We start from the raw sequence: 22,181 nt of genomic DNA, 5'->3' as shown, positions 1-22,181 counted from the left end.
ATTCTCATGCCCGGTGCTGGCGAGACTGACGCTATGGCCCTTAAGGTCAAGTGAATTTCCGATGGTGCCCGTGGTCTGTCGTCTCGGTTCAGTCGTCCTGAGCGAGGCGGCGGTCAGCGGCTTTGTCGATCCGGTCGCGCTCTTCGGCAGTGAGGAGGCCGCGCTCGTATTCCTGCGTGGCGCGGGCCTTGGCGTTGCTGGCGCGGGCGCGGGTGTCGATCGGGTAGGCTCGTTTTTCGGGGAGGCCGAAGGCGCTGTCGGGCAGGCTGTCGCGTTCTTCCTGTGTGAGATGGCTCATGGGTCTGCTCTCTCGGAAATGAAACCTGAAAGTAAACGTATCAGTGCGGCGTAAGTGCCGAAATCCCGAAAGAACATTGTTCAATGGCGCTGGAACCCGTTACATGCTCGGGACCTGCGTGCCCGATCAGGCAATGCGGGTGGGACAGCAAGCGAGGATGGTGTGGCGAAGCGGGATCTGAGGGAGGACGAGGCGACGTTGTGGCGGATGGTTGTCCGTGACATCAAGCCGTTGCGCTCTCCGCGCGCTCCACGCCGCATGATGCCTGTGGCGAAGGCCGAACCGCCTGGGCCCATGCCGGAGGCTGCGCGCCCGACACCCGTGGTCTCCCGGCGTTCCTTTGTGCCGGTCCAGCCGAAAAAGCCTGTGTCACGTCCGGCAGAGCTTGCCGTTGGCGTTCGTGCGCCGGGGCTGGATGATACGAGCTGGAAGCGTCTGTCACGCGGGCAGATGAAGGTCGATGCGCGGCTCGATCTGCATGGTTATGTCGTACAGGAAGCGTTCGAGCGGCTGTATGATTTCATGCAGCGGGCACGGGTGCGGAACTGGCGCTGTGTGGAAGTCGTGACGGGGCTGGGGAGCGGACAGACCAGCGGGCTGATCCGGCGCGAGCTGCCCATGTGGCTTCAGCGGGGGGATCTGCGGTCCATGGTGCTGGCCGTGGTGCATCCCCATGCGGCCAATCATGGGTCTGTTCGCATTCTGCTGAAGACGCGCCGTCGCTGATCCTGTCAGATGTGGCGGGTTTCCTGCCCTTCGCGCCAGCGGGGCGTGTTGACGGCGAGCCAGCGGCGCAGGGCCAGCGTGGCGCCGAGATCCGGGACCGTCCGTGACAGGAACGGGGCGGCATTGTCGCCAGTCGCCAGTTTGAAATGATGCAGATCGGCCCAGCGCCGGATGCCGGAATCCGCCCCGACCGCAGAGCAGGCGTGGCTCCACAGGGTGACGATTTCAGGTGGAGTCAGCATGGGCAGGGCGACGGCCATGGCTGTATCGGCGGCGGCGGAAACGGCCTGCCAGGCATGATAGAACGGGCCTTCGGGTGGGCGGTGCCGGGCCTGCTGGTAGGCTTCCATGAAAATGGGAATGGTCGTCGCATGCGTGTCGGTCAGGTCGCCGGTGTAATAGATCGCGCTCGTGCCTTCGGGCAGGTTGGCGAGGACGTTATCAAGCGGGCGGTCGAGCGTGTAGGGGGAAATCTGGACCGCATCGACCCTGCCCTCATGCAGGGCGGTCAGGGCATTTGATGAATCGACATAACCTGGCACGGGAATTGGGCGCAGGCCGAGAAGTGACAGACCCATCAGGGCGTTCAGTTCCGGACCTCCGATATGCGAGACCGCAAGGCGGACGGGATGGTCATGGAAGAAACCCGTCAGGCGGCTGCGCAGGGTCTTGTGCAGTTCCGCGCGTGCGATGACGACGGTTGTGGTTGAGGCCACGAGGACGGGAATCCAGCGACCGAAATCGTAATGGACGCGGGAATCGCCGGTCAGGGATGCCAGCAGGGTGGCGCCGGGGAGGGCCAGGGCGGTGTTGCCGTCAGGCGCGCTGTTGGCGTCGAACAGGTTGGCGGCGCGGACGCCATCCTGTCCGATGTCGGGGGTCAGTTCGAGGGGCGTCTCCAGCCCCAGGGCATGCGACAGGGAGCCGCTTGCGAGTTCCGCGAACTGGCCGGGGATGGAGGCGAGCGTGCCGCCCAGAAGGAGCTGGACATCCGTCAGGGTGCCAGCGCGGGCCGGGATATTCAGGAGGGGGGCGGCTCCGGTCAGAGCCGCCAGCCCCTTCAGGGCTGCACGTCGGGTCAGTCTCACGGCCAGCGGACTTCCGGCGGCATGCTCATCAGGATGGCTTCGGTGTTGCCGCCCGTCTTGAGGCCGAACAGGGTACCGCGGTCGTGCAGCAGGTTGAATTCGACGTAACGGCCGCGGCGGATGAGCTGCGCGTCGCGGTCGGCTTCTGTCCAGGGAGTGAACATCCGGCGGCGGACGACGGCGGGGTAGGCGTCATGGAAGGCCATGCCGACGTCTTTGGTGAAGGCAAAGTCCAGATCGACGTCACCGGTATAGAACTGGTCGTAGAAGATGCCGCCCAGACCGCGCGGCTCGTTGCGGTGGTGCAGGTGGAAGTAACGGTCACACCATTCCTTGAAGCGGGGATAGTGCTCCGGGTCGTGGCGGTTGCAGGCGTCTTCGAAGGATTTGTGGAAATAGGCGGCATCCGACTGGGCTTCCGCACTTTCGGGGAACATCGGGGTGATGTCACCGCCGCCACCGAACCAGCCTTTTGTCGTGACGATCATGCGCGTGTTGAAATGCGCGGCACTGACATGCGGATTGCACGGATGGGCGACGAGGGACACACCGGTGGCGAAAAAACGGGGGTCTTCGTCAGCGCCGGGGATGTTCTTGCGGAATTCGGGGGAGAACTCGCCCCAGACGGTCGAGACGTTGACGCCGACTTTTTCGAACACGCGGCCGCGCATGACGGACATCACACCTGCGCCGCCTTCGGGGCGCTCCCATGCCGTGCGCTCGAAACGGCCGGGGGCCGTGCGGTCACGCAGGACCTGCGAGCCGCCTTCCGCCGCTTCGTCTTCGAGTTTTTCGTAGGACGCGCAGATGCGGTCGCGGAGGGTTTCGAACCAGGCTTTGGCGTCCTGCTTGAGGGCGTCGTGTGGCACGTCTGGACGAACGGTTTCGGCGAAACCGGGGCTGATCTGGTCCATGTTTTCTTCCCCCGTCTATACAGGACAAAACTTCGTTACGCGCAGTGTCCTAGCAAATCGCGCCGCTGCCGAACAGTTGGCTGATGCATGCCTGCCGCTGATCCGTGGCGGGACGATGGCGCAAAGACGTTTTCATTTCGTAAAAACGGCAGCGTTTTGTGAAAAAGTTTCTCTGAATGCTGCAACGCGCGGCTTGCGGGCCGCAAGGCTTGCGTGTCGGGCCGTCTCGTGGTCCAGAACGGGCGAGCGGATCAACCAGCTGTCAGGAACAGTCATGTCTTCGGAACAGGAAATCCAGCCCGTCATCGGTGTGATCGGTGGCTCGGGGCTGTATGATATTGACGGACTCGAGAACAAGGAATGGCGCCGGGTGGAAACGCCTTGGGGCGAGCCTTCGGACGAACTGCTGTTCGGCACTTTTGAAGGCGTGCAGTGCGTGTTCCTGCCGCGTCACGGGCGGGGGCATCCCATTCCGCCGTCGCGTCTGAACTTCCGCGCCAATATCGATGCGCTCAAGCGCGCCGGGGTGACGGATATCCTGTCGCTTTCGGCTGTGGGGTCGCTCAAGGAAGAGCTGCCGCCGGGGCATTTCGTGCTGGTGGACCAGTTCATCGACCGCAGCTTCGCGCGTGAGAAGAGCTTCTTCGACACGGGCTGTGTGGCGCATGTCGGCATGGCTGACCCGGTTTCGGCACGTGTGCTGGATGTGGTGCAGGGCGAGGCGGCGTCGCTCGGGATTCCATTCACGCGGGGCGGAACATATCTGGTGATGGAAGGTCCGCAGTTCTCAACACGCGCCGAGAGCGAGTTGTACCGGTCCTGGGGCTGTTCGGTTGTGGGCATGACAAACATGCCGGAAGCCAAGCTCGCACGTGAAGCGGAGATGAACTACGCGACTGTTGCGATGGTCACGGATTTCGACTGCTGGCACTCCGACCATGACAGCGTGACGGTCGAGGCTGTCGTGAAGGTCATGAAGGGGAATGCGGATAATGCGCGTCGCCTGGTGAAGGCGGTTATTCCGGTGCTCGGGAAGAAGCGTCCGGTGGATGCGAGCGCCGAGCGGGCTCTGGATTATGCGATCATTACGGCGCCTGCCGCCCGTGATCCGAAGCTGGTGGCCAAGCTGGATGCTGTTGCAGGGCGTGTTCTGAAGCAGGGCTGAGGCCCTGCGAGTGCCGCGCCTGCATGATGCGGGCGCGGCTGGAAGCATGTTCGGCTGACGGGATCAGTCGAAGTTGTGGTTCGGATCTGCGTTCAGGTCGATGCCGGCACGGGCATCGTCGATTTCCACGCCGTCGAGTTCCGGCGGCGGCAGATCCTTGACCGGGGTGCCCTCGGGGACGCCCTTGATGGCGATCAGGTCGGTGGCCTTTTCGAGATAGCCTTCGGGGCCACAGGCCGGCTTGCCGTCGGCTTCCCACAGGAGGCGCGCTTCGTGGCGGATTGCGGCGTCGCGCTTGGGATCGTCTTTGAGCGGATTGCTGCTCATCTTAAAACTCCTGTCTGGTCGGGCGCAGGACGATCTCATTGATGTCCACGTCGTCAGGCTGTGAAATGGCGAAGGCGATGGCACGGGCCACTGAGTCCGCCGGGATCGCCATCTTATAGAACTCTTCCACGGTTTTGCGACTGTCTGTGTCACCGCTTCCGGACTTGAGTTCGCTCTGGACCGCGCCGGGCTCGATGGAGGTGACGCGGAAGGTGTTGCCGGCTTCCTGTCGCAGGCCTTCGCTGATGGCGCGGACCGCGAATTTCGTGCCGGAATAGACGGTCCCGCCCGGAGCAAAGACCTTCAGTCCGGCTACGGAGGACAGATTGATGACGTGTCCGGATTTCTGTTTTTCGAACACCGGCAGCGCGGCGGCGATGCCGTAGAGGACACCCTTGATGTTGATGTCGATCATCCGGTCCCACTCATCAACCATCAGCTTCTGGATGGGGGCGATGGCCATGAGACCGGCATTGTTCACCAGAACGTCCAGACGGTCGAAATCGCGGACGACGGCGGCGACGGTTTCTTCTACCTCGGAGCGCTTCGTGACGTCGAGCGTGTAGGCGCGGGCGGTCTGGCCCTGCGCGGTGAGTTCGGAGACGATCTCGTCCAGCCGGTCACGGCGGCGGGCGGCGATGGCCACCTTTGCGCCCCGGGCGGCGAGATGACGGGCCGTGGCCTCGCCCAGTCCGGAACTGCCGCCCGTGATGAGGACGACCTTTCCGGCGATGTTGTCCGTGGTCATGGTGGGGCTCACTTCTGTTCGAGATGAGACTTCAGGAAATCGATGCTGCGGGACCAGGCGAGGTCACGGGCATCGCGGTTGAAGCTCGGGCGCTCGGGGCAGCCGAAGCCGTGCCCGGCATCGTCATAGACGTATTCCTCGACTTCGGGACGGGCATCGCGGATCTTCTGGATTTCGGTGTGGGGGATGGAGGAATCCTCGCCGCCGAAATGTAGTTCGACCGGGCAGTGCGGTGCTGTTTCGACATGGTTGCCGATGCTGCCGCCATACCAGCTCACGGCTGCGTCCACGTCATGGGTGCGGGTGGCGGTGAGCCAGGCGAGGAGGCCGCCCCAGCAGAAGCCGATGATGCCGACCTTCTTATGGCCGGCGTCGCGCAGGGCTTTTGCGCAGGCAGCGATGTCGGCGAGGGTTTTTTCGGACGGGATCTGGCTGCGCAGTTCGAGACCTTCGGTCACGCCCGCTTGCGTATATTCCAGAATGACGTCGGGCTTTGCGCGGTCGAAGACGGCCGGGGCAAGAACATGAAAACCTTCGGCCGCGAAGTCGTTGCAGACATTGCGGATATGGGAGGTGAGGCCGAAAATTTCCTGCACGACGATGACGGCGAGGGGCGACTCCGCGGAGCCGGCTTCCCATGCCTTGAAGCTGTGGCCATCGGCTGCGGTCAGGCTGGCCATGTGACCGTCAGCGCTGGAGGCAGGGGTTTTGTTGTCCGAGGGGCTGTGTTTCATGTCTGTGTATCCAGTCTTGTAATGCCCGGAAGGCCATGAGCCATGAGCGACGTCATCAATCTCCGTCGGGAACGCAAACGCCGCAAGAGCGTAGAGGATGCGAAGGTTGCCGATGCGAACCGTCGTCTGCACGGCCGGACCAAAGGGCAGAAACTGGCTGAAACGCTTGAGAAACAGCGGATGCAGGTGCTTTTGGACGGGCGGAAACTTTCTTCCGGGGTGCCTTCGGACGAAAGCGAGAATCCTTGACGCAGAAGGTGGGGGCGACTATGTCTTTGGCACTCTCCATGTGAGAGTGCCAAAATGCACTGCAGTCATTGAGTGCAGCAACCCGGTCACGCTGCTTTGTACAAGGGTGTGGCCATAAATGGAGCGATCCATGACGAAGTTTCGTCCCCTTCATGACCGCGTGGTGGTCCGTCGCCTGACGGGCGAAGAGAAGACCGCTGGCGGCATCATCATTCCTGACACCGCCAAGGACAAGCCGACCGAAGGCGAAGTCGTTTCTGTCGGCCCGGGTGCCCGCAACGAGCAGGGCCAGGTTGTGGCTCTGGACGTCAAGGCTGGTGACAAGGTGCTGTTCGGCAAGTGGTCCGGCACCGAGGTCAAGATCGACGGCGAAGAGCTGCTGATCATGAAAGAGAGCGACATCATGGGTGTGATCGGCTGATCAGCCGTCCCCGTTTCCTCTCGTAAGAACCTCATTCAGGAGTAAGAATTATGGCTGCCAAGGACGTAAAGTTCGGCGCTGATGCCCGCGAGCGTATGCTGCGTGGTGTTGATATCCTCGCAAATGCCGTCAAGGTAACGCTGGGCCCGAAGGGTCGTAACGTTGTTCTCGACAAGAGCTTTGGCGCACCGCGCATCACCAAGGACGGTGTGTCGGTTGCCAAGGAAATCGAACTGGCTGACAAGTTCGAGAACATGGGCGCCCAGATGGTCCGCGAAGTCGCGTCCAAGACGAACGACATCGCAGGCGACGGCACCACGACCGCAACCGTGCTGGCTCAGGCCATCATCCGTGAGGGCGCCAAGGCTGTTGCCGCTGGCATGAACCCGATGGATCTCAAGCGCGGCATCGACAAGGCTGTTGGCGTTGTCGTTGACGAACTGAAGAACAACACGAAGAAGATCACGTCTCCGGAAGAGATCGCCCAGGTCGGAACGATCTCCGCTAACGGCGAGACCGAAATCGGCGAGATGATCGCTTCTGCCATGCAGAAGGTCGGCTCCGAAGGCGTCATCACGGTTGAAGAAGCCAAGGGCCTGCACACCGAGCTCGACGTTGTCGAGGGCATGCAGTTCGACCGCGGCTACATTTCCCCGTACTTCGTGACGAACCCGGAGAAGATGACGGCTGACCTCGACAGCCCGTACATCCTGATCCACGAGAAGAAGCTCTCCTCGCTTCAGCCGATGCTGCCGCTTCTCGAGAGCGTTGTGCAGTCCGGTCGTCCGCTGGTGATCATCGCCGAAGACGTCGATGGTGAAGCACTGGCCACGCTGGTCGTGAACAAGCTGCGTGGTGGTCTGAAGATCGCTGCCGTCAAGGCTCCGGGCTTCGGTGACCGTCGCAAGGCCATGCTGGAAGACATCGCCATCCTGACGGGCGGCCAGGTGATTTCCGAAGACATCGGGATCAAGCTGGAATCCGTTACGCTCGAAATGCTGGGTCGCGCCAAGAAGATCCACATCGAGAAGGAAAACACCACGATCGTCGAGGGTGCTGGCAACAGCGACGACATCAAGGGCCGTTGCAACCAGATCCGTGCGCAGATCGAAGAAACGACGTCCGACTACGACCGTGAGAAGCTCCAGGAGCGTCTGGCCAAGCTGGCTGGTGGCGTTGCCGTCATCCGCGTCGGTGGCAGCACCGAGGTTGAGGTGAAGGAGCGCAAGGATCGCGTTGACGATGCCCTGCACGCAACCCGCGCTGCCGTTGAAGAAGGCATCGTTCCGGGTGGTGGCACGGCTCTGGCCCGCGCATCCTCCGCTCTGAAGGGTCTGACCTTCGACAACGACGACCAGCGCGTCGGTGGCGAGATCGTCCGCAAGGCCCTGCAGGCTCCGCTGCGCCAGATCGCGTTCAACGCCGGTGAAGACGGTGCGGTCATCGCAGGCAAGGTGCTTGAGAACGACGGCTATGTCTTCGGTTTCGACGCCCAGAAGGGTGAGTACAAGGATCTGGTCGCGGCCGGCATCATCGATCCGACCAAGGTTGTGCGTACGGCTCTGCAGGACGCCGCTTCGGTTGGTGGTCTGCTGATCACGACGGAAGCCATGGTTGCCGAGCGCCCCGAGAAGAAGGCTCCGGCCGCTGCTCCGGGTGGCATGGGCGGCATGGGTGACATGGACTTCTGATCGAAGTCCGGTCCCTTTCCTGTCTCTTCCACGGAAGGGGCAGGGAGGGTCCCAGATGTTGCAAAAAAGCCTCTGGCCTGCGGGTCAGAGGCTTTTTCTTTGCCTATTTAGTTGCTGAAAGATAACGAAAAAACGGGGGCGGGGTATAACTGTTGCGTGGAGAACACATGTTGCATTCAAGTGCTCCGTAAAAGCATGGCTGGTATGTATTTTTCGTGACAGTAACGCTCTGACATCTTTAGAGAGGGTCCATCATTCTTCTGAAGGATCTTGTTCTTTGATGAACACATCTCGTCGCCATCTGTTGCTGTGTGCATCAATTCTCGGAGTTGGCACCCTGTCCGGGACGGCTTTTGCCGATTCCTCGACGCAGCCGGAACACCGTTCCCACAAGGTTGTGCATCACAAGGCTTCCACTTCGACGGCTGCTGCCCGCAGTGCGCCAGCCGCTGTTGCTGCTCCTGCCGCCACATCGTCTGTTGCCGTCCCTGTCGCCACGACCGCGCCGGCTTCCTCCAGCCGCCGTCGTGCCGCGCTTCTTGAGGCGCAGGGTGTCTCGGGTGGAACCGAGCGCATGGTTGTCACGGGATCGGCTCTGGCCTCCTCGAACAATCAGAATGCCAACCCCGTCCAGATCGTGACGGCAAAGCAGATCCAGCAGACGGGTGCGACGACGCTCAGCGACTTCTTCGCGCGTATTCCATCCATCGGCGGAACGGGTACGAACAACTCGGAAACCAACGGTACGGGCGGTGCGTCCTGCACGGACATCCGTAACCTTGGTTCCAACCGCGTCCTGGTCCTGATCGATGGCAAGCGCGCCACGCTGAACGGTCAGTCGAACTGCATCGATCTGAACGCCCTGCCGGTCCAGCAGATCGCCAGCGTCGAAATCCTGAAGGATGGTGGTTCCGAACTGTACGGCGCGGATGCCGTATCGGGCGTCATCAACATCAAGATGCGTCATAACCTCTCGGACGGAAACATCACGATCCGTGGTGGCATCACCGGGCAGGGCGATAACGATACGGGCATGATCTCCGCCTACAAGGGCTGGAACTTCGATCATGACAAGGGCAACCTGACGCTGTTCGGTCAGTACATGACGCAGGGCGGTGTCCTGCAGCGTGACCGCAGCTGGGCCAACCCGGTGCAGCTGTCCGATAACCCGGTGGGTTCGGGTGCAGAGACCTTTGGATCCGGTTATTCCAACTACACGCATGTCCAGAGCGCATCTGGCCTGAACGCTGCCGTTGCACCGGACGGCAAGACGGTCAGCGACTGGGGCACGAACAACCGTTATGACTACGGTCGTCACCAGAGCCTGATCAACCAGCTTCAGGATGCCAGCCTCTCGGGTGATTTCCACTACGAGTTCAACCGGCACGCCAACCTGTATTCCAATGTGATGTACTCGCATCGGACCAGCTCCAGCTACATGGCAGCCGAGCCGTTTGACGGTTCTGTCCAGCCCAGCACGCTGCCGTCCGTTCTGACGGTGCCGGCGAATGATCCGAACAACCCGTTCGGTCAGGACGTGGACATCACGAAGCGTCTGACGGAGCTCGGGGATCGCCGCGACGAGAACGCAACCGACACGGTCACGGCCAAGGTGGGCGTGAACGGTGAGATTGCCTACGGCTGGGATTACGACCTGTCGTATACCTACGGTTCCAACATGTCGACGGATCACCTGGAGAACGTGGGTTCGTACACGAACCTGCTGAACGCCTATGGTCTGCAGCAGGTTGACCCGTCCAGTGCGACGAGCGCTCTGGTCTACAACCCGTCGGTCTGCCCATCTTTCGGGTGCAGCAATCCGTTCGGGACGATGGGCAGCCAGGCCGCATCCTACGTCAACTACAACACGAACACGCATTCGCATTACCAGCTTCGTGACTGGAACCTGCGCATCAATAACAACCACGTGACGACGATGCCCTGGAAGGGCGGCGGCGATCTGGGTATTGCGGTGGGCTTCGAACATCGTGGCGAGCAGCTGACCAACACGCCTGACGAACTGATCAGCAGCGGCCAGAGCCTGACCAACACGGTTCTGCCGACCAGCGGTGGCTTCGACGTGACGGAAGGTTATGCGGAAGCCAAGGCGACGCTGCTGAAGAACGTCTTCCTCGCGAAGGATCTGACGGTTGACGTGCAGGGTCGTGCGTCCGGTTACAGCACGACGTCGGACACGGCGAAGAACTGGAAGGCGTCCATCAACTGGGCTCCGACGCAGGACATCCGTTTCCGCGGTACGATCGGCACGTCCTATCGTCAGCCGAACGTCTATGAACTTTATGGCGGTCAGTCGCTCAGCTACAACCTTGCCAACGATCCGTGCGATGCGGGCCAGGTCGGCACGTATGGTGCTGCTTCGGCGGCGGTTGCGGCGACCTGTGCGAAGCAGGGCATCAACACCTCCACGTTCCATCAGTCCGGTACGGGCCAGGTTCCGACGCTGGGTGGTGGGAATGCGCATCTGGCGCCTGAGATCGGACGGACCTACACGTTCGGTACGATCATCACGCCGCGCTGGATCCCGAACCTCTCCATCTCCGGTGAGTTCTGGCACTACTCGGTCAACCACACGATCAGCGCGCTTCCGACGCAGTATATTCTGGATGGATGCTACACGGGCACCAGCCCTTCGCTGTGCAATACGATCAACCGTCTGTCGAATGGCCAGATCAATACGGTTACGGCGACGAACCAGAACACGGGTGCGCTGCATGAGAGCGGTGTGGACTTCGATTTCGACTACCGTATCCGTGTGGCACGTCACGATGTGCTGTCGGTGTCCAACAACTTCCAGTACCTGCTGAACTACACGCAGCAGCTGGTTCCGGGTGGCGCGTTCACCAACTACACCGGTGCGCTGCTGTATGCCGGCGGTCCGAACAACGCCAATGCGTCTTACGGTATTCCGCGCGTTCGTGACTATGCGACGTTCGGCTGGACCCATGGTGCGTTCACGGCGACCTATATGGTGCAGTTCATCGGCGGTATGCGCTGGAACGATCAGTCCGAGTTCCTGAACTCCACGACGGCTGGCCGTTACAAGACGCCGATGATGATCGAACAGGATCTGACGCTGGCCTATCGCTGGAAGAAGTGGAACTTCGAGAGCGGCATCAACAACATCACCAACAAGAAGCCTCCTTTCGTGGCCAGTGGCGTGGATAACAGCGCTGGCGCGACCTATGGCAGCTTTTATCAGGGACGTTATTTCTTCCTGCAGGCCGGTCTGAACTTCTGATCCTGTCAGTCTGAAAAACGGCCTGGACCTTTCGGGGTCCTGAAGAGCCCCCGGCCCTTGTGGTCGGGGGCTTTTTTTGTACGAATTTTCCGGGGGCGTAATTTCCTGATTGACGGGCGCTGAAACCTGTCGAAATGTAACAGGGATCTCGGAGAGGGCTCATGAGCGGGAATATCGACGATCTTGCAGCGCTGATCAGGGAAGCCGAGGGCGGTCGTGAGCGCTTTCTGGAGAAGTTCGCCGCGTTCTGCGAACAGGCTTTTCCGCGCCAGACGACGGTTTCGCGCAGGACCCGGGGCTGGCTGAAGCGAACGGTTGAGATCGAGGGGCTTTCCCTGCAGTTCGAGACACGGGTGTTTGTGCTTCGGCGCGAAGGAGCTGCGGTGGTGGCCGAGATTGCGCATGAAGTACGGGGCGTGGTCATCAGTCGCAGACAGGTTCCTGTCCGGGACTGGATCGTGCAGTTGCGCCAGAAGATGCACGAGGCGGGACTGGCGGTTTCGGGTGAGGGGCAGGCTGCGGCGGAACTGACGGATTTCCAGCCGTGATGGGGCTGTTTCCGTGGTCTTCAGGTCCGAAAAAGGCCCCTGAATCGCGGGCGTTTCATGAACTGGAGGGGCGTCCCCGACTTCTGGTGCGGCTGGGTTCGGTGCGGCAGGCGTTACTGGCGCCGTCGATGGCGATGGTACCGATCGGGAATGTTCATGCGGAAACCTGGTGGAAGTCCGGTCTGGGATGGCAGGCCGTGCATGAAGCGGGCTGGCGGACGGCGACAGACCGGGTCCGTGAGCAGGCACGGACGCTGGGGGCGGATGCAGTTCTGAATTTGCGGTATCGGCTGGAGCATCATGGTGGTGCGCTGGGGTTCATGCTGCATGGTGAGGCCGTGCGGGTTCCGCAGTTGGCGGGGCGGGGCGTAATTCCCTGCGTGCCGTGGAATGCGGCGACGCTGGATGTGGCGCTTGCGGCGGGGATCGTGCCCGTGAGTTATGGCGTCGGGACGTGGGAGGAGGTCCGGTATACGGGGCCTCTGGAAGGTTTTTTTGATGCAATGACGCTCGGGGAGAGCGCGCTTCTGACGCAGGCGAAGCGGGCGGCCCGGGATGCGGCGGCGCTGAGTCTGCGGAACGATCCGGTGTGTCAGAACTGGGACGGGGCGCTGGGACATGACGAGACGGTCGGGCTGATGGTCCGGTCGGAGCGGGGTGTCGTGAAGTCGATCCGGGTGCGGGCGGCTGTGAGTATTCTCGGGTATCGGCGCATTGGGGAACACGCTTCCGTTTCGCCTGCGATGCTCTGCGGGCTTGAGGAAACGGTGCGTTCAGCTGTGCAGCATCGGCCGCTATTTGCGGGAGTTTCAAATCGGATTGAGGTTGAGGAAGAAGCCGGGGAAGGGCGCGTTGAGGCGACTGTTCTGGGGCTTGAGGCAGGCGGCGAGGTCGTCAGCGAAGTGGCCGAGGGGCTTGGTGGCCTGTTTGACGGGCTGGGTGATCTTTTCTGAGGCGCGTTTTAGCTGACCTCAGGTTCTTGTGGATTTTGCGGCGGGTGTCTCATGGGTATCTTTGATCAGGTTCCGGGTTTTGACAGTCTTCCTCCGGGCTGGGGCGGCAGCGGTGCTTCGGAACCGGCGCAGGGTGGCGAGGTGCCTCCGGTGAGGGCTGCTGGCGGGCGGGTTGCGACGTCGGATTTCAGCGTACGTGAACTGCTGGTTGTCGAGCAGGCCGGGTTCCGGGCGCTGGGCTTGTGTCTGGGGAACAGTATCTGGAAGGTGCAGGCCAATACGCAGTTCCGCAACACGTCCTATGAACTGACGGATTTGACGGGGGCCATGTATGGCGCGCGTGAGAAGGCGGTCGAGATCATGCGCGAGGAGGCCGAGCAGCTTGGCGCGGACGGGATCGTGGGAACGCGGCTGGAGATTTCGCAGCTTGCCGATAGCGGGATGCTGGAGTTCCGCGCATTCGGGACGGCCATCGTGCATGCCGAGGGGCATCCGGGGTATCGGCGGCCGGACGGGCGGCCGTTCACGTCCGATCTGTCGGGACAGGATTTTGCGCTGGCGCTGCGGTCGGGGCGGCAGCCGCTGGATCTGGTCCTGGGGTGCTGCGTGCAGCATATTCCGCGCCGGAGCCTGATGACGACGCTCAAGCAGGCCATGCAGTGCGTGGAACTCGATCTGTTCACGCAGGCCTATTACACGGCGCGCGAGCACGCCATGGAGCGGATGTCAGCTCATGCGGCGGAGGTCGGGGCCAATGAGATCATCGGGACGACCCTCCGGGAAGAATCACATGTCTGGGGCGATCATATCGTGGAATTTCTGGCCGTAGGGACGGCCATGTACGATACCGGTAAGCCGGACCCGGATTTCTGCATCGACCCGACCTTCACCCTGACGCTGGATGACTGACATGAGTGCTGACGAGACCAGACCGCTGGATCTGAGCGATCTTTATGCCGATGAGCCTGCGCCCGCTCCTGTGAAGGTTGAGGCTCCGGTTGCCGGCGGGGCGGCGCAGGTGGCGCTGGAGCCGATGCCGGCTTTTCCGCGGCTGGTGGAAATCAGCCGGTTGCCAGCGGACATGGTTGAGGAGGCCCATCGGCGGGCGGAGACGATTGATTTTTCGGATCTGAACACACTTCTGTCGCATGGCATGGGCGCGCTGGGGGAACTTGCGAAGGTTTCCGACCGGATGCTGGCCGGGCGCACACTTGGCGAAAGTGATGCGGTGGGTGAAATCGCGGCGGGTGTTCTGGATGGTGTGAAAATCCTGCGCATCGGGGATCTGCAGAAGCTGGCGCGGGGCGAAGGTGGGGCGCCGGGTGGTTTTCTGGCAAAGATGGGTGGACTGCTGGGGGGCGCGAAGGATGCGCTCGGCGGGTTTGCCGAGAACCGCAAGAAGTTCAACGCCCTGATGGACCAGCAGGAAGCCAAGGCACGGGTCACGATTGCCGATCTCAAGCGGAATATTACGTCGTTCGAGGACATGTATCAGGCGCTTCGGCATGGCGTGCGGGAACTGAATATCGATATCGCGGCCGGGCAGCTTGCGCTTGAAGACGGCGAGCGGAAAGTCGAGGCGCTGCGGCAGCATGCACTGGAGACACAGGATCCTGTGGATGCGGCCGAGGTCATGGAGTTGCGTGGGCGTCTGGCGAATTTCTCGGGGCATCTGAGCGAGCAGCGCGAAGGATTGATGCGGGCTGCCCTGACCATTCCGATGATCAAGAGCACGCGTGAGGCGGCGGAAGCGCGGATCATGGCGCTGCATTCGGCGCTGACGAAGACCATTCCCAATCTGAAGGCGGCCTGTGCGGTGGCGGTCGGGCAGGTGGACAACCGCAATGCGGCTACGGCCCGCGATGCGCTGAACGAGGCGGACCGGAAGATCCTTGGTCTTGTGGCTGATGGTGCGCTTGATGCAGCGCGGACGACGGCGTCCAGCCGGGGTGTGGATCTGCGGCAGATGGAAGCACTGGCGCAGGCGGCGGACAAGGTCACGCAGGCTCTGGGCGAGATGGCGCAGAATGACAGGCTCGCGGCCGAGCGGGCGCAGGCGCAGGAAAAGGAACTGCACCAGCTTCGGGACGGTCTGGCCACCAGCATGCGCAGCCTGGCGCAGCAGTCCGTTCAACCCTTGGGTCAGCCCTGAAGGAGGGGCGGTCCGTTTTCCTGTTCCTCGGGGCGCAGGAAGCGGGCGATGTCTTCCAGCGCGTCCGCCAGCGGCATGCGTCGGACGTCTACGCCGTCGGGGAAGGCGGAGAGCAGGCGTGAGGGCATGCGGCGGTCCAGCATGACGAAGACGCCGCGATCGGTGCCCTGACGGATCAGGCGGCCGAAAGCCTGACGCAGTCGCATGCGGGTGATGCGGTCGTCGTAATCGCCGGGACGGCCTTCCGACAGCAGGCGGCGGCGTTCGCGGTGCAGGATGTCGGGGCGGGGCCAGGGCGTCTTTTCGAACACGACCATGCGCAGGGCCTCGCCGGGGACGTCCACGCCGTCGCGCATGGCATCCGTTCCCAGCAGGCAGCTATGGGTTTCGGTGCGGAAGACGTCCACGAGGGTGGCGTTGTCCATGGCGTCGACATGCTGGGCGTAGAGCGGGAAGCCCTGTGTTTCCAGTGGTTCGTGGATGCGGCGGTGGACTTCGCGCAGGCGGCGGATGGCCGTGAACAGGCCAAGCGCGCCGCCCCCTGCGGTTTCGAACAGGGCCCGGAAGGCATGGGCAAGTGACGGGATTTCACCCGAGACGTCCGTGATGACATAGGCACGTGTCTGAGTGGCGTAGTCGAACGGGCTCATGACCGAGGCACGGATGGGCGGCTTGAGGAAATGCGTGGCGCCCAGACGGAGTTCGGCTGCGTGCCAGCTTGCCTCGTTCTGGGCGTCTCCATGGCCCGTCTGGTCGCGCAGGGTGGCGGAGGTCATGAGCAGGCCGTGCGCGGGTGTCTGGATTGTCGAGACGAAGGGAATGGTCGGGTCCAGCCAGTGCCGGTACAGGCCGATGTCATGGTCGCCCTGTGTAGCGCGGGTGCGGGGCAGGCGTTCGGTACGGATGAAGTCCACGAAGGTGGGGGTGACGTCCGGTTCGGGCGGTGTTTGCAGCGCGTCCAGCATGCCGATCCAGCCGGACAGGCGGCTGATGGCGCGGCGGTGGAGGGTGCGGATCATGGCCTCGATGCGCTGGCGGGTCGGGGCGTCCATTTCCGCGTCGTCTTCGGCCTGTGCGGCGAGGCGGTCGGCCAGCATCCTGATGGGATCGCGCAGGCGGGTCAGGGCACGGCTGAGAGTTTCGGCGGCGCTGGCGACGTCCTCATTGACGGGGTGCAGGTCACATTCCGCCGAAATGTAGCCGTCGCGGCTGTCTTTGGTCTGCCGGGCGCGGAGCTGGTGGTCCAGAGCGCGCAGGAAGGCTTCGGACGGGTTTTCCGGCGCAGGGTCTTCCGGGATCAGCAGGGGTGTTTCGCCGGGCAGTGGGGGAAGGTCGGGGTCCTGTTCGGTCTCGGCCTGCGGGCGCAGGCGCGTGCTCCAGCCGGGAGCGGGCAGGGCGCGGGCGGCCTGAAGTGCGGCGTGCAGCGGCGTGTCGATCATGGGAAGACGTTCGACCAGATCGTCGAGCCGGCGTTGCAGGCCCCGGGCACGGGAGCGGCTGCCTTCGGCACCGAGTAGCCAGCGGCGGAGTTCTGCGGCTTCGAGGCCGGACAGGGCCGTGGCGAAGGCGCTGTCTGCCGCGTCGGGGATGTGATGGCCTTCGTCGAAGACGTAGCGCGTGGGCGTGGTGTCTTCGTCGGGTAGGCCGGGGGGAGCAAGGGCGGCCCATGCGGCCTGTGAGAGAACGAGGGCGTGATTGGCGACGACCAGATCGGCCTGACGGGCGCGGCGGATACCGTGTTCGACGAAGCAGGTCTGATAATGCGGGCAGGCGGCATGGATGCATTCACCGCGCCGGTCCGCAACGCCGAACAGTGTGCCGTGACCGAAGAGTTCGCCGAACCAGCCGGGAAGGTCTCCGCCCATGAGGTCGCCGTCGCGGCTGGCTTCGGCCCAACGGGCGAGCAGGGCCATTGGAAGGAGCGCGGAATAACCGTCAGGGCCGCGGGAGGTGGCGACGTTGAGCAGATCTTCCATGTTCAGCAGGCACAGATAGTTTTCGCGGCCTTTGCGGACGACGACCTTGTCCCGCAGGGTGGTTTCGTCCGGGTAGAGCCGGCGGAGTTCCTGCTCGATCTGGCGCTGGAGATGGCGGGTATAGGTGCTGACCCAGACGGCGCCGTCATTCTGTTCGGCCCAGAGACTGGCGGGCGCGATGTAACCCAGCGTCTTGCCTGTGCCTGTTCCGGCTTCGGCGAGGACGACATTAGGAGAGCCGATGCTTTCGCGCGGCTCGAATGCGGCTGTGGCGACGGAGGCGAAATCGGCCTGTCCGGGGCGGATTTCGGCGTTTTCGCCGAGGATGTCTCGCAGGCGCTGACGGGCGGCGTTTGGCGAGACGGGCTGGCTGCCGGGGGCGGGACGTGGAGCAGTTTCTTCCCAGCGGGGCAGGCGTTTCCAGATGCGGATGGCTTCGTAGGGGTGCGCGCCCGTGGTGTCTCGCGGAGTTCCGAGGACGTCCGTGACTTCGCCGCTCCAAGCCCATCCGGCGCGGGTCAGGGGAACCATCAGGGCGCGGAGGCGCGTGCCCTCGGGTGTTTCGGCCTTGTGCCGTAGTTCGTCGAGCAGGGTTTCGCACAGGACGGGGAGAAGGTCCGCGCCGATGGTTTCGGGGGGCTCGATGCCGAGAGCGAGGGCCAGTCCGCGCGGAGTTGGGGCGACGGTCGTGGCGGGGCGGACGAACAGGAAGAGGTCCAGCAGGTCGAACCATGGGACAGGCTGGGAGAGCGGGGAGAGATCCAGCGCGCGCAGGGCGGCGGGACCGTGGACCAGAAGCGGCGGGGGAAGCTGGGTGAGGCGCTCGCGGGTTTCCTCTGCTGTGAGGTCCAGCAGTTCGCCATCCGGGGTGAGGAGCGAGGACAGGCCGCGACGGGCAACGAGGGCCGGAGCGTCGAATGGCGAGAGAAAGGTAGGGGCGCGGGGCATTGTCGCCAGTGTAGCGGGAAGGGAAAAATCCGGCGAGGATGTTTTGCGGGTTTTGCGAACGGAACGTGAAAGCTGGCTGTCTGCAAGGGGTTAGAAAGTGCGGAAAAGTCTTTGAAATATTTCGTAATGTAATGGATGCGTCCGAGTGAAACCGCAATGTGTCGTATTGCTTGACCGGGAAGAGGTGTCTCCCTACCTTTTCCGGCAATCATGCAGAAAACCAAGACACCTATCGCCCCGTCCCTCTCTCCTGACGCGCCGCTTCCGAAAGCATGGCCGTTCGAAGAGGCGCGAAAAATCACCGCGCGCATGGACGCGCGCGCTTCTGATGCTTCGGAGCAGGCTCCGGCCCTTCTGGAAACGGGTTATGGCCCGTCGGGCCTGCCGCATATCGGCACGTTCGGTGAAGTGGCGCGCACGACCTGGGTGCGTCAGGCCTATGAGGCGCTGACCGGCCGTCCGACGCGTCTGCTCGCGTTCTCCGATGACATGGACGCGCTGCGCAAGGTGCCGACCAATGTGCCGCAGCAGGAGCTGCTGGCGAAGCATCTGGGACTGCCGCTGACGCGGGTGCCCGACCCGTTTGGCGAATATGACAGCTTTGCCGCGCATAATAATGCGCGCCTTCGCCAGTTCCTCGACAGTTTCGGTTTCGAGTACGAATTCGCCTCCGCCACGCAGTATTACACCAACGGCACGTTCGACGCGGCGCTGCGCCGTATGCTTGAAGTCCATGATGAAGTCGTGGCGACCATTATTCCGACGCTTGGTCCGGAGCGCCGGGCAACCTATTCGCCCGTTCTGCCGATCCATCCCGAGACCGGGCAGGTCATGCAGGTTCCGATCATCAAGGTCGATCCGGATGCCGGAACCGTTGTCTGGAAGGACGATGCCGGCAAGACGTTCGAGACGTCCGTTCTGGGCGGTCATGCCAAGATGCAGTGGAAGGCCGACTGGGCCATGCGCTGGTATGCGCTGGGTGTGGATTATGAAATGTCCGGCAAGGATCTGATCGACAGTGTGAAGCTGTCCTCGAAGATCTGCCGCATTCTGGGCAAGGAGCCGCCTGCGGGTCTGACCTATGAGCTGTTCCTTGATGCGCAGGGGCAGAAGATCAGCAAGTCCAAGGGCAATGGCCTGTCGGTTGAGGAATGGCTGCGTTACGGCACGCCGGAAAGTCTGGCGCAGTACATGTTCCAGCAGCCGACACGGGCGAAGCGTCTGTTCTTTGACGTCATTCCGCGTGCGACGGATGATTATCTGACGCTCGTGCAGAAGGCCGGGACGCAGGAAGGGCCAGAGCTGATGGCCAATCCGGTGTGGTTCATCCATGGCGGGACGATCCGTCCGGAAGATACCAGTCCGGTGTCCTATACGGCGCTGCTGAACCTTGCGAACGTGGCCAATGCCGACAGGCCGGAGACGCTGTGGAAGTTCCTGCGTCGCTATGATCCGACGCTGTCGCCCGAGACGCATCCGTATGTGGATAGGCTCGTTCATTGTGCACTGACCTATTTCAAGGAGCAGGTTTACCCCAACAAGACCTATCGTGCGCCGACAGAGACCGAGCGCAAGGGACTTGAGGATCTGGCGGACGAACTGGCGAAGCTCGCGCCCGACACGGCGCCGGGCGATGTGCAGGATGTCGTGTTCGAGGTGGGCAAGCGCTATTTCGCCAAGCCGGAACTGCGGTCCTGGTTCGGGTGCCTGTATGAGGTGCTGCTCGGACAGACCGAAGGGCCGCGTTTCGGGATTTTTGCGTCGCTGTTCGGGCTGCCGGAGACGGTCGGCCTGATCCGGGATGCCCTCGCGCGGCCTGTCGAAGAGCCTGTGCAGGACTGAGCCGTGGGCATGCCCGGGGATAACAGGCCACAGGATGTTCAGGTGTCTTCCGTGATGGAAGAGGAGCGCCTGTCTGTGGATGTGGGGGCGGCTGGCGGGACGTGTGCGGAGACCGGGCAGCGGAAGCGGCGGTGGCAGGTGTTCATGTCCCGTGCGCCCGCTCTCGTGGGGCTGGTCCTGCTGGTGGCGGCGGTCGTCGTCATCTGGCGGGAATTGCGGCATCTGTCGCTGCATGACATCACCACGAGCCTGAGCGCCATTCCGGACTCCGCGCTGCTGGCGGGTGGTGCGGCGACAGTCCTGTCGTATTTCATCCTGTCTTTCTATGACCGGCTGGCCTGTCTGCATGTCCGGGCGAAGGTGTCCTACCAGCGCTCGGCCTTTGCGGCGTTCTGCTCTTATGTGCTGTCCCATAATCTGGGATGTGCGGCGATTTCCGGGGCGGCGGTGCGTTTCAGGCTCTATCGGAGCTGGGGCGTGGCGCCCGGGGCGATCGCGCAGATCATTGCGTTCTGCTCGGCGACCTATCTGCTGGGGACGATGGCGCTGATTGGCGGCATCCTGATCATCGAGCCGCATGCCGTGCCAGTTCTGTCCCATCTGCCGGAGTTTCTGCTTCGTCTTGCAGGATTGGCGCTGTGGGGCGTGCTGCTGGCCTATGTACTGGTGGCGCGCGTCCGGCGGCATGTGCGGATCTGGAAATACGAGATCGAGCTTCCGGGGCCGGGTATTGCGATTGCCCAGATCGCGGTCAGCGCGGCGGATATGGCGGCGACGGCGCTGATTGCGTATTGCGTGCTGCCTCCGCTTCCGCCCGAGGCGCATTTCGGGTTCGGGACATTCCTTGCGATCTATCTGGCGTCATATACGGCCGGACTCATGGCCAGTGTGCCGGGTGGCCTCGGCGTTTTTGACGGGGCCATGCTGCTGGCGTTGCAGGCCTATCTGCCGGCGTCGCAGATCATGGGCGCCATTCTTGTCTTCAGGCTTTTCTATTACATTATTCCGCTGCTTCTCGCGGGACTGATGTTCGCGGGGCATGAACTGTTCCTGCGGGGCGAGCAGGCTCTGGTTTCGGCCGGACAGACGCCGCGGCGGGTACGGCCCAGTCAGGTCATCCGGGAGTCGGAAGCGGATTTTTCCGTGGCCGTGGCGACCAGCGTTCAGGCGGTCGTGGGCATCCTGCTCGTGCTCTATGCGTTGGTGGCGGATCTGCCGCCGCTTCAGACGTCCCTTGGGGCAGCTGTGTCACAGATCGCGGATCTGCTGCTGACGGTAGCGGGTGTCGGGCTGGTAGCTTTGTCCTGGGGGCTGTCGCAGCGTGTGGCGCTGGCCTGGAAATTTTCACTCGGGATGCTGGGTTCGGCGGCTCTGTTGCTGATGCTGCGGCATGCGCCGTGGGAAGGGCCAGTGGTCATCGTCCTCGTGATGCTGCTGCTGCTGCCGTTCCGGAACTGCTATTATCGCCGGGCGCATCTTCTGGCCGCACCGCTCACGCCGTCGATGCTGGCGCCGCTTTCGCTCTGGGGGCTCGGGCTGCTGGGTGTGGGCTGGGTTGCCGTGCAGCGGCATCTCGGGCCAATCTGGTGGCGGTCGATGATCTATGATGCCCATACGGCCGTCGGGCGCTGGTTTCTGGGGTTCTCGGCGCTGTGCGGGTTCTATGTCCTGTGGCGCGGGATGCGGAGGACGCGGATCCGGTTTGAGGCCTGGACTGCGGAGAATGCGCATCGCTATCACAGTCTGGCCCATGCACTGCCGCAGTTGGGTGCGCGTCGTCCGACCGGGCTGTTGCTGGATGAGGCCGGGCGTGCGGCCATTCCGTTCCTGCGGACGGGACAGTTCATCATCGGGCTGGGCGATCCCGCCGGGTCCGAACGGAACTGTGTGGCGGCGATCTGGCGGCTGCGGGATCTGGCGTTGCAGGAAGGGTGCAAGCTCGCCTTCATACAGGTTGGCCAGTCGCTGATGGCCGTCTATAACGACCTGGGACTGACGGTCTGTCCGGACAGGACGGCTGGGACGGTGTGCTGTTTTTCCGAGGATTATCGGATGCTGCGGGCTTTTCTGAAGGGTGAGGAACGGCTGGCACGCAAGCGCCAGCCACAGACTGCGTCAGGTCTGACCGGTTCATGAGCGCAG

Annotated in this window: 19 protein-coding genes; 12 read left to right on the top strand and 7 right to left on the bottom strand. The window is 62.9% G+C overall.

Annotated features, from left to right (window positions below; all coding sequences use genetic code 11):
* Positions 1-88: 88 nt before the first annotated feature.
* Positions 89-298 carry a hypothetical protein gene (locus tag KP701_RS12610; protein WP_024717082.1) on the bottom strand — a complete coding sequence of 70 codons (210 nt, stop codon included), beginning with the start codon at positions 296-298 and terminating at the stop codon, positions 89-91.
* A 54-nt stretch (positions 299-352) separates the two neighbouring features.
* Here KP701_RS12610 and KP701_RS12605 point away from each other — a divergent pair, with 54 nt between their 5' ends.
* Positions 353-1,024, top strand: a complete 672-nt coding sequence (locus KP701_RS12605; RefSeq protein WP_215747413.1) for a Smr/MutS family protein — start codon at positions 353-355, stop codon at positions 1,022-1,024.
* Between the two features lie 5 nt (positions 1,025-1,029).
* On the opposite strand, the gene KP701_RS12600 is transcribed toward KP701_RS12605, so the two are convergent.
* Entirely contained in the window at positions 1,030-2,112 is a 1,083-nt protein-coding gene (locus KP701_RS12600; RefSeq protein WP_215747412.1) for a hypothetical protein, read from the bottom strand.
* The gene (gene hemF / locus KP701_RS12595; protein ID WP_215747411.1) at positions 2,109-3,026 is read right to left on the bottom strand and encodes an oxygen-dependent coproporphyrinogen oxidase; all 918 of its coding nucleotides are present in this window, start codon (positions 3,024-3,026) and stop codon (positions 2,109-2,111) included. The genes KP701_RS12600 and hemF overlap by 4 nt, the downstream gene beginning before the upstream one ends.
* 274 nt (positions 3,027-3,300) lie before the next feature.
* Here hemF and KP701_RS12590 point away from each other — a divergent pair, with 274 nt between their 5' ends.
* Complete coding sequence (locus KP701_RS12590; RefSeq protein WP_215747410.1) at positions 3,301-4,191, top strand: S-methyl-5'-thioadenosine phosphorylase; 891 nt, start codon at positions 3,301-3,303, stop codon at positions 4,189-4,191.
* A gap of 63 nt (positions 4,192-4,254) precedes the next feature.
* Here the strand turns inward: KP701_RS12590 and KP701_RS12585 are convergent, their stop codons facing one another.
* The 3 genes from KP701_RS12585 to KP701_RS12575 are packed head-to-tail and all read right to left on the bottom strand — an operon-like array spanning position 4,255 to position 6,000.
* On the bottom strand, positions 4,255-4,518 hold the full coding sequence (locus KP701_RS12585; RefSeq protein WP_225198345.1) for a hypothetical protein: 264 nt from the start codon (positions 4,516-4,518) through the stop codon (positions 4,255-4,257).
* Between the two features lies 1 nt (position 4,519).
* Entirely contained in the window at positions 4,520-5,266 is a 747-nt protein-coding gene (locus tag KP701_RS12580; protein ID WP_215747409.1) for an SDR family oxidoreductase, read from the bottom strand.
* An 8-nt stretch (positions 5,267-5,274) separates the two neighbouring features.
* Positions 5,275-6,000, bottom strand: a complete 726-nt coding sequence (locus KP701_RS12575; RefSeq protein ID WP_252345605.1) for a dienelactone hydrolase family protein — start codon at positions 5,998-6,000, stop codon at positions 5,275-5,277.
* 42 nt (positions 6,001-6,042) lie between these two features.
* Here KP701_RS12575 and KP701_RS12570 point away from each other — a divergent pair, with 42 nt between their 5' ends.
* The 8 genes from KP701_RS12570 to KP701_RS12535 all read left to right on the top strand — a co-directional run bounded on the left by KP701_RS12570 (position 6,043) and on the right by KP701_RS12535 (position 15,273).
* Positions 6,043-6,249 carry a DUF4169 family protein gene (locus KP701_RS12570; RefSeq protein WP_215747408.1) on the top strand — a complete coding sequence of 69 codons (207 nt, stop codon included), beginning with the start codon at positions 6,043-6,045 and terminating at the stop codon, positions 6,247-6,249.
* 130 nt (positions 6,250-6,379) lie between these two features.
* On the top strand, positions 6,380-6,670 hold the full coding sequence (groES, locus tag KP701_RS12565; protein ID WP_024717078.1) for a co-chaperone GroES: 291 nt from the start codon (positions 6,380-6,382) through the stop codon (positions 6,668-6,670).
* A gap of 50 nt (positions 6,671-6,720) precedes the next feature.
* Positions 6,721-8,361, top strand: coding sequence for a chaperonin GroEL (gene groL, locus KP701_RS12560; RefSeq protein WP_215747407.1), 1,641 nt, complete (start codon positions 6,721-6,723; stop codon positions 8,359-8,361).
* Between the two features lie 280 nt (positions 8,362-8,641).
* Positions 8,642-11,620: a TonB-dependent receptor domain-containing protein gene (locus tag KP701_RS12555; RefSeq protein WP_215747406.1), complete on the top strand. Its 2,979-nt coding sequence runs from the start codon at positions 8,642-8,644 to the stop codon at positions 11,618-11,620.
* Positions 11,621-11,781: 161 nt separating this feature from the next.
* Positions 11,782-12,168 (top strand): hypothetical protein, encoded by a 387-nt coding sequence (locus KP701_RS12550; RefSeq protein WP_215747405.1) that lies wholly within the window; start codon positions 11,782-11,784, stop codon positions 12,166-12,168.
* Positions 12,165-13,121: a hypothetical protein gene (locus KP701_RS12545; protein WP_215747404.1), complete on the top strand. Its 957-nt coding sequence runs from the start codon at positions 12,165-12,167 to the stop codon at positions 13,119-13,121. The genes KP701_RS12550 and KP701_RS12545 overlap by 4 nt, the downstream gene beginning before the upstream one ends.
* A 51-nt stretch (positions 13,122-13,172) precedes the next feature.
* Positions 13,173-14,030, top strand: a complete 858-nt coding sequence (locus KP701_RS12540; RefSeq protein WP_215747403.1) for a heavy metal-binding domain-containing protein — start codon at positions 13,173-13,175, stop codon at positions 14,028-14,030.
* 1 nt (position 14,031) lies between these two features.
* Positions 14,032-15,273, top strand: a complete 1,242-nt coding sequence (locus tag KP701_RS12535) for a toxic anion resistance protein (RefSeq protein ID WP_215747402.1) — start codon at positions 14,032-14,034, stop codon at positions 15,271-15,273.
* Here KP701_RS12535 and KP701_RS12530 read toward each other — a convergent pair.
* Positions 15,264-18,197 (bottom strand): ATP-dependent DNA helicase, encoded by a 2,934-nt coding sequence (locus tag KP701_RS12530; protein WP_215747401.1) that lies wholly within the window; start codon positions 18,195-18,197, stop codon positions 15,264-15,266. The two genes, KP701_RS12535 and KP701_RS12530, sit on opposite strands and share 10 nt — an antisense overlap.
* A gap of 210 nt (positions 18,198-18,407) precedes the next feature.
* On the opposite strand from KP701_RS12530, the gene KP701_RS12525 reads away from it, so the two are divergent.
* Positions 18,408-20,039: a lysine--tRNA ligase gene (locus tag KP701_RS12525; RefSeq protein ID WP_215747400.1), complete on the top strand. Its 1,632-nt coding sequence runs from the start codon at positions 18,408-18,410 to the stop codon at positions 20,037-20,039.
* A 144-nt stretch (positions 20,040-20,183) separates the two neighbouring features.
* Entirely contained in the window at positions 20,184-22,175 is a 1,992-nt protein-coding gene (locus KP701_RS12520; protein ID WP_371818972.1) for a lysylphosphatidylglycerol synthase domain-containing protein, read from the top strand.
* The last annotated feature ends 6 nt before the right edge of the window (positions 22,176-22,181 follow it).

Source organism: Gluconobacter sp. P1C6_b (genome assembly GCF_018811945.1).
Taxonomy (GTDB): Bacteria; Pseudomonadota; Alphaproteobacteria; order Acetobacterales; family Acetobacteraceae; genus Gluconobacter.
This window is presented reverse-complemented; position numbering and strand designations above follow the sequence as displayed.

Excerpts from the sequence above, each read along its gene's own strand:
- hemF (WP_215747411.1), bottom strand. The coding sequence starts at position 3,026 with ATGGACCAGATCAGCCCCGGTTTCGCCGAAACCGTTCGTCCAGACGTG.
- KP701_RS12530 (WP_215747401.1), bottom strand. The coding sequence starts at position 18,197 with ATGCCCCGCGCCCCTACCTTTCTCTCGCCATTCGACGCTCCGGCCCTC.
- groES (WP_024717078.1), top strand. The coding sequence starts at position 6,380 with ATGACGAAGTTTCGTCCCCTTCATGACCGCGTGGTGGTCCGTCGCCTG.
- KP701_RS12555 (WP_215747406.1), top strand. The coding sequence starts at position 8,642 with ATGAACACATCTCGTCGCCATCTGTTGCTGTGTGCATCAATTCTCGGA.
- KP701_RS12610 (WP_024717082.1), bottom strand. The coding sequence starts at position 298 with ATGAGCCATCTCACACAGGAAGAACGCGACAGCCTGCCCGACAGCGCC.
- KP701_RS12580 (WP_215747409.1), bottom strand. The coding sequence starts at position 5,266 with ATGACCACGGACAACATCGCCGGAAAGGTCGTCCTCATCACGGGCGGC.
- KP701_RS12585 (WP_225198345.1), bottom strand. The coding sequence starts at position 4,518 with ATGAGCAGCAATCCGCTCAAAGACGATCCCAAGCGCGACGCCGCAATC.
- KP701_RS12550 (WP_215747405.1), top strand. The coding sequence starts at position 11,782 with ATGAGCGGGAATATCGACGATCTTGCAGCGCTGATCAGGGAAGCCGAG.
- KP701_RS12520 (WP_371818972.1), top strand. The coding sequence starts at position 20,184 with ATGTCCCGTGCGCCCGCTCTCGTGGGGCTGGTCCTGCTGGTGGCGGCG.
- KP701_RS12535 (WP_215747402.1), top strand. The coding sequence starts at position 14,032 with ATGAGTGCTGACGAGACCAGACCGCTGGATCTGAGCGATCTTTATGCC.
- KP701_RS12575 (WP_252345605.1), bottom strand. The coding sequence starts at position 6,000 with ATGAAACACAGCCCCTCGGACAACAAAACCCCTGCCTCCAGCGCTGAC.
- KP701_RS12525 (WP_215747400.1), top strand. The coding sequence starts at position 18,408 with ATGCAGAAAACCAAGACACCTATCGCCCCGTCCCTCTCTCCTGACGCG.
- KP701_RS12570 (WP_215747408.1), top strand. The coding sequence starts at position 6,043 with ATGAGCGACGTCATCAATCTCCGTCGGGAACGCAAACGCCGCAAGAGC.
- KP701_RS12590 (WP_215747410.1), top strand. The coding sequence starts at position 3,301 with ATGTCTTCGGAACAGGAAATCCAGCCCGTCATCGGTGTGATCGGTGGC.
- groL (WP_215747407.1), top strand. The coding sequence starts at position 6,721 with ATGGCTGCCAAGGACGTAAAGTTCGGCGCTGATGCCCGCGAGCGTATG.
- KP701_RS12540 (WP_215747403.1), top strand. The coding sequence starts at position 13,173 with ATGGGTATCTTTGATCAGGTTCCGGGTTTTGACAGTCTTCCTCCGGGC.